Here is a 6,355-nt window from a genome sequence, read left to right on the forward strand (position 1 = left end):
TCCGGTTACTGTAGGGGGAAGTATCATAGGTAGAGTGACCAGTGAATCGATAAGCCACTTGCCCATGAATTCCCTTCTGGCCAGGATATAGGATATCAAGGTACCCAGTATTGCCACTATTAACGAAGATACCAGTGATATCTTAAGCGTTATGTATAAAGGGAACCATACCTGGTCAAGCATTTGAGTTCATCCGGTCTGAGGAATACTGAAGCCATATTGTTCCAGTATGGATTTACCTTTTTCTCCTGTGACGAAATCTATGAACATCTGGGAATCGTCCTTATGTTGTGTAGCTGACACTACAGCTATGGGATAAGTAATAGGTGTGGTTACGGGAACTGAAGCAATGACTTCAATTGAACCGTTCTTTGCAGATGATGCATCTGTACTGAATACAAATCCTGCTTCGGCTTCTCCTGTTTCGACATAAACAAGGGCCTGTTTAACATTTTCTGCTAAAAGTGTCTTCCTTGATACATTATCCCAAAGCCCTGCGTTAGTCAGTCCTTCTTTTGCATATTTTCCAGCAGGTACAGTATCAGGATTACCCATGGAAATCTTTTCCACTTCGGTCTTGGTAAGATCTTGCATGCCGATAAGTCCAAGAGCATTTCCTGATGGAGTTATCATTACCAGTGAGTTTTCTACGAAGTCCTCTCGCGTATCGTTATATATGAATCCTTTGGATGCCAGCATGTCCATCTGGTCCTGAGCTGCTGAAGCAAATACATCTGCTGTTTCCGGAGCAGCTTCTATTTGTGTACGGAGAGTTCCTGATGCTGCAAAGTTATAAACAATATCGATGTTTGAATTTTCTGCCTCAAATTCTTTTTCAATGTCTGTGAATGCTTCAGTGAGGCTAGCAGCTGCAGCAACGTTGATCTGTGTAGGCTGAGATCCTTGTTGCTGATCCTGTTGTTGAGCTTGCTGTTCTTCATTATTTGAATTCATGAATACAGCGGCAAGAGCTATGATCATGATGATCACTATTGCAGCCGTAAGTAACGTCTGGTTCTTTTTATCCATGCAGGACACCACCTTATATTTAGATCAAAACTATCTTGGGATTGAGCTGCCGGCAGGTTTTGGCCAGGTAGTCTTATTTTCTTAAATGCTGCCAGCAGCGTTATGTCGGAGTAGACATATCGAATATTCAACCCTTATTATGTTATAAATAGGTTTCTATATGGGACTTAGGATGGATAAAAAAAAGTATCGAGGGTACAGATCTTTGTTTTCCAGTGGTCTAATGACGTGTTTCTCTTCTTTGATTACCGATTTTCTTTGTATTCCCTGTATTGTTTGGCGCTGACCTGCACCTCTTTATACATTTTCTTTTCAAGTCTTTTGAAGCTTCAATATTAGACGTAAAATTATCAGCAGTATCTTCTCGGCTCGATCACCTTCTCCAGCAGCTCCAGCCTCCCAATTTTTTCAAGCTGCCTGTAGATAAGTTCCCATGCGCAGTCCTTTTCGGGGTCAACCTCGCATTTACCGGATATGGATCCTCCGCATGGACCGTTGAGCAAGCCTTTAGGGCAGTTGGCCTTAGGGCATATGCCTCCGAATTCCTGTATATTGCATGCACCGCACATCTCACATAGCTGTGGGAGAACCTGTTCCCCTGACCTTCCTCCCAGAGAATCAGTGTTGTTGGAAGGATAGACCGGTACATCCACAAGTCTGGATACTATTGAAGTACCGCTGCCGCATGCCATGACAAGGATAGCATCAGCTTTCTGTATATCCGGGTCCTTCTCCACGAGCGTTTCAGGGGATCGAATGCTGCAGGCGGCAGTGGGCAGAACCCAGCCGACAACATGTTTCCCGGCTGCTTTCAGTTTATCGCACATGTCAAGCACTTCAGGCTCGCCTCCCACATGCAGCCTTGCAGCACAGACATTGCAGCCGATCACAAAAATATTGTCAATACCCTCAAGGGCGGCAAGCACTTCCTCGAATGGTTTTGAAGAAGAGATGATCATAGCTCCCTCAAATAGCGGTACTCCACATTATCATCAAGCTGCAGGGTATTCAGGATCATCCTGGAAATAACAGGCAGGTTACGGGCCTGGTATTCCAGTTTTTTTGCAAGCTTTTCAAGCTGCAATATCGTTCCCATTATAAGGATGTCAGTGTTTTCTGTCTCATGGGACACAGCATTGCGTTCAAGGGCCGCATCGCCTCCTCTTGCCAGTATCTCCTGCTTAATTATCAGGGCTTCAGTGGTGGTTATATTGGATATTCTCAGTACCCTGGAAACGGTTTTCTTTTTCATTATCCGGGAGCCGATCCCGGTGACACCCATCTCGTTCATGGTCCGCACAGCATCTTCAGGGTCCACAATGTTCAGCACAGAGACCTCAAAACCATTCTCTTTTACCACAGACTGCCTGCTGCGCATGGCTGCAGCCACTTTTACCACATCCATTGTCTGGGGTACATCATGTGTCCTTATGATGTGTGCTCCCTTGTGTACCACAATAGCAGTGGCAGCCAAGGTACCATACAATCTCTCCTCTGGCGGCCTGTGCAATACTGCATCAATGCAGGATTTGCGCGATATCGCTGCAAGGAGTGGTTTGTGGAACACTTTCAGTCTGTCGAACTGGTCGATGGTCTCGAAATCGTATATTTGTATCTTTTCAGGCACCCATTTACCGATTGCAGGGTCAAGAATGAGCTTGCTGGTGTCCATGCCTTTGTCATGTGCCTGCCTGATGATGCCGGCCAGGGAGTCCATTATGGCATCCATACTTATCGGATCGCCGGGAATCTTCTCGGTGGCCATGGCCACTGCAGGACAGCCATGCTCCACCAGAACATCCAGCATTCTCTCATCAGCTTTGAAACCGGAAACATCGTTGATCATGTCGGCTCCCAGTTCAAGAGCCTTTTCAGCAATGTCAGCAAACATCGTATCCACTGAAATGAGAGCATCAATATTATCTTTCAGAATATCAAGTGCAGGTACAAGCCTTTGTATTTCCTCTTCCCTGCTTATCACTGGCTTTGCAAGCAGCCATGTGGAACGTGCTCCTATATCCAGGATAGTGGCACCGCCGTCCACCATACCGTGTGCCTTGTCCAGTATGGAGTCTATGTTCACCACAGATGATCTGTAAAAAGACTCCTGGCTGAGGTTAATAACTCCCATTATCCTTACAGGGTGTTCATCACCAACTTTCAAACCGCAGATGTCTGCATCAACGAACATTTTCTATCCGACAAAGTATGGAATCGACATATACTGCATCTATCTCTATGTAGACGCATCTTTAGCTGCCATCAGCACATGCTGCATGAGTATGGAAATTGTCATCGGTCCCACCCCTCCGGGTACGGGGGTTATGAGGGAGGCTTTTTTGATAACGTTCTCAAAATCCACATCACCGTACACCTTTCCATTCTCTTCGGTGATCCCTACATCAAAAACGACAACTCCTTCTTTTACCATGTCGGCCTTGATGAGGTGTTTGACGCCTGTGCCAACTACGAGTATGTCTGCATCAAGAGTGTATTGTTCAAGGTTCTGGGTGAATACGTGACACACCGAAACAGTAGCATTACGGTTGATCAGCATTGCAGCCATGGGCTTTCCCACAACGTTGCTGTGCCCGACAACAACGGCATGCTTGCCCTGTATCTGGACACCATGCTCTTCCATTGCCCGGATAACTCCTTTGGGAGTGCAGGGCACAAAGCCCTCATTACCTATCAGGAGATTCCCCATGTTGTACGGATGAAATCCATCGGCATCCTTCCTGGGATCTATGGCCAGCATGGCCTCCTTGTCGTTAAGATGTCGTGGAAGAGGTAGTTGCAGCAGTATCCCATGAATGTCGTTCCGCTGGTTGAGCTGCTGAATGTGAGCTATAAGCTCCTCCTGTGAGATCGTGGCCGGAAGATCATGGTCTTCCGCATGTATGCCTACCCTTTCGCATGCTTTGTGCTTAAGGCGTACATACATCTTTGAAGCAGGGTCTTCCCCTACCAGAATGGTGGCAAGACCAGGAGTTATGCCCTTTTCCGCTTTAAGTGCCTCTACGCCCTTCTTTACCTCTTCCTCCACTTTCTTTGCAAGGCTGCGCCCATCGATCACCCTTGTGCTATATTCCTCGTCCACCACGCCACTCACCTCTTTACTTATATATCGGGAACCTGCTACAGAGCTGTTCCACATCAGAACTGATCTCCATAAGAGCCTGCTCGTTGCCAATGTTAAGGATCACGTTCTCTATGAAACCCGCAATGTCCACCATTTCCATCTCTTTCATACCCCGGGTGGTTGCAGCAGGGGTACCTATCCGGACACCGCTGGTAATGAACGGACTTCTGGTCTCGAAAGGTATGGTGTTCTTGTTGAGGATGATGCCAGCCTTGCTCATGGCTGCTTCAGCCTCTTTTCCAGTTATATTGAACTTGTTGAGGTTCAGGAGCATTACATGGTTGTCGGTACCTCCTGAAACAATGTTGAAATCCCTCTCAATGAGGCTCTCAGCGAGCATTTTTCCATTCTTTACTGTCTGTTCCTGGTCCTGTCTGAACTGTTCGCTCTGGGCTTCCTTGAAGGCTACAGCCTTTGCAGCTATCACATGCATAAGGGGTCCACCCTGTATTCCGGGGAATATGGCCTTATCAAGCGCTTTTGCATATTCTTCCCTGCACATGACCATTCCACCCCTGGGCCCCCGCAGGGTCTTATGGGTGGTGGTGGTCACGAAATCCGCGTAAGGTACAGGACTTGGATGTACTCCGGCTGCCACAAGTCCGGCAATATGGGCGATATCTGCCAGCAGATATGCGCCAACTTCATCAGCTATCTCTCTGAAGCGCTTGAAGTCAAGGGTGCGGGAATAAGCAGATGCCCCGCACACGATCATCCGGGGTTTTGCCTGCTTTGCCATCTCCATAAGTACATCGTAATCCAATGCCTCTGTTTCCCTGGATACTCCATAGGGTACTATCTTGTAAAGCTGGCCGGCGAAATTGACAGGACTTCCGTGTGAAAGATGGCCTCCGTGTGAAAGGTCCATGGACATTATTGTGTCCCCTGGTTTGAGTACTGAGAAATATACTCCCATATTGGCACCTGAGCCGGAATGGGGTTGCACGTTCACATGCTCTGCGCCGAATATGGCCTTTGCTCTATCTCTCGCCAGGTTCTCGGCAATATCTACGAATTCACAGCCTCCGTAGTACCTCTTACCGGGGTAACCTTCAGCATATTTGTTCGTCATTATCGAGCCCTGTGCTTCCATGACCGCACGGCTCGTATAGTTCTCAGATGCTATGAGGTTGAGTTTGTAGTCCTGGCGGTTCGCTTCTAGCTTCAGTGCTTCGGCGATCTCGGGGTCTATCTCTGAAATATAGGACATGGTATCATCCAATTACAAGCTGTTTTAAGGTTAGTTCTATCTGCGTAGTACAATCCTGCCATCCACTTTAAGTTTACCCTCAGTGAAGAGTTTTACTGCTTCTGGGAATATCCTGTGTTCCTGTTCCAGTATCCGTGAGGCAAGAGTGCTCTCTGTATCATTATCTTTCACAGGTACGCAGCTCTGGAGTATTATGGGCCCGCTATCCATTCCCTCATCAACGAAATGTACAGTACATCCTGCGACCTTGACACCATATTCAAGTGCCTGTCTGGGACCATGCAGACCTTTAAAAGAAGGAAGCAACGCAGGATGTATGTTCATGATCCTATCTTTATATGTCCGGATCACTTCACTTCCTAAGATCCTCATGTATCCCGCGAGCAGCACCAGATCCACACCATAAAGCTGCAATGTTCCAATTATCTTTTTTTCAAATCCTATCTTGCTTCCATAGGCTTGCGGATCAATAAAAACAGCATCTATCCCATGCATCTTTGCACGCTCTAATGCATAAGCATCTTTAACATCACTGATGACCACGCTGATCTTTACGTTCTTTAGATAGCCGCTTTCCACATGGTCGATGATAGACTGAAGGTTGGAACCTCTGCCTGATACTAAAACTCCTATATTGGTGGTCATTATAGGCTCTTAAAGTATCTTCATATAATTAGATTTTTGGATTTGGTCCACAACTGAAATAAAAAACATCAATGTTTTTTATATTTTGTTTTCTCGTCAATGAGGCTTACGAACTCCTCTGGTCCGGCCATTCTATCCAGTTCTTTTTCTTCGATAAGAACTGTGTTCTCCACAGTTTCTGACTTGGTTGGACCTTTTATTATAAACACGGACCTTGTTTGCGTTACACTGGAGATGCTGCTCATCAGATCAGCTCTTTTGATCATCGCACTACTATAAGTGCTGACCCCTGTAAGCATTGTATCGTGGTTATCTTTGGATATTGCTTT

At 46.5% G+C, this 6,355-nt stretch carries 6 protein-coding genes and 2 pseudogenes; all 8 read right to left on the bottom strand.

Features of this window, described 5'->3' with window-relative positions; all coding sequences use genetic code 11:
• A pseudogene (locus AB7U21_RS09460) lies at positions 1 to 183 on the bottom strand (molybdate ABC transporter permease subunit); the annotation flags it as partial.
• 6 nt (positions 184 to 189) lie between these two features.
• The gene (modA, locus tag AB7U21_RS09465; protein WP_333787288.1) at positions 190 to 1,029 is read right to left on the bottom strand and encodes a molybdate ABC transporter substrate-binding protein; all 840 of its coding nucleotides are present in this window, start codon (positions 1,027 to 1,029) and stop codon (positions 190 to 192) included.
• 350 nt (positions 1,030 to 1,379) lie between these two features.
• A complete protein-coding gene (locus AB7U21_RS09470) occupies positions 1,380 to 1,988 on the bottom strand; it encodes a methylenetetrahydrofolate reductase C-terminal domain-containing protein (protein ID WP_333787289.1) in 609 nt (202 codons plus the stop codon).
• Complete coding sequence (gene folP / locus AB7U21_RS09475) at positions 1,985 to 3,220, bottom strand: dihydropteroate synthase (protein WP_333787290.1); 1,236 nt, start codon at positions 3,218 to 3,220, stop codon at positions 1,985 to 1,987. The genes AB7U21_RS09470 and folP overlap by 4 nt, the downstream gene beginning before the upstream one ends.
• A gap of 45 nt (positions 3,221 to 3,265) precedes the next feature.
• Positions 3,266 to 4,132 carry a bifunctional methylenetetrahydrofolate dehydrogenase/methenyltetrahydrofolate cyclohydrolase gene (locus AB7U21_RS09480; RefSeq protein WP_333787310.1) on the bottom strand — a complete coding sequence of 289 codons (867 nt, stop codon included), beginning with the start codon at positions 4,130 to 4,132 and terminating at the stop codon, positions 3,266 to 3,268.
• Between the two features lie 13 nt (positions 4,133 to 4,145).
• Positions 4,146 to 5,381 (bottom strand): serine hydroxymethyltransferase, encoded by a 1,236-nt coding sequence (gene glyA, locus AB7U21_RS09485; RefSeq protein ID WP_333787291.1) that lies wholly within the window; start codon positions 5,379 to 5,381, stop codon positions 4,146 to 4,148.
• 36 nt (positions 5,382 to 5,417) lie between these two features.
• Positions 5,418 to 6,026: a phosphoribosylglycinamide formyltransferase gene (gene purN, locus AB7U21_RS09490; RefSeq protein ID WP_333787292.1), complete on the bottom strand. Its 609-nt coding sequence runs from the start codon at positions 6,024 to 6,026 to the stop codon at positions 5,418 to 5,420.
• Between the two features lie 68 nt (positions 6,027 to 6,094).
• Positions 6,095 to 6,355, bottom strand: a pseudogene (locus AB7U21_RS09495) (transcriptional regulator); the annotation flags it as partial.

The organism is Methanomethylovorans sp. (assembly GCF_050177135.1).
Lineage (GTDB): Archaea > Halobacteriota > Methanosarcinia > Methanosarcinales > Methanosarcinaceae > Methanomethylovorans.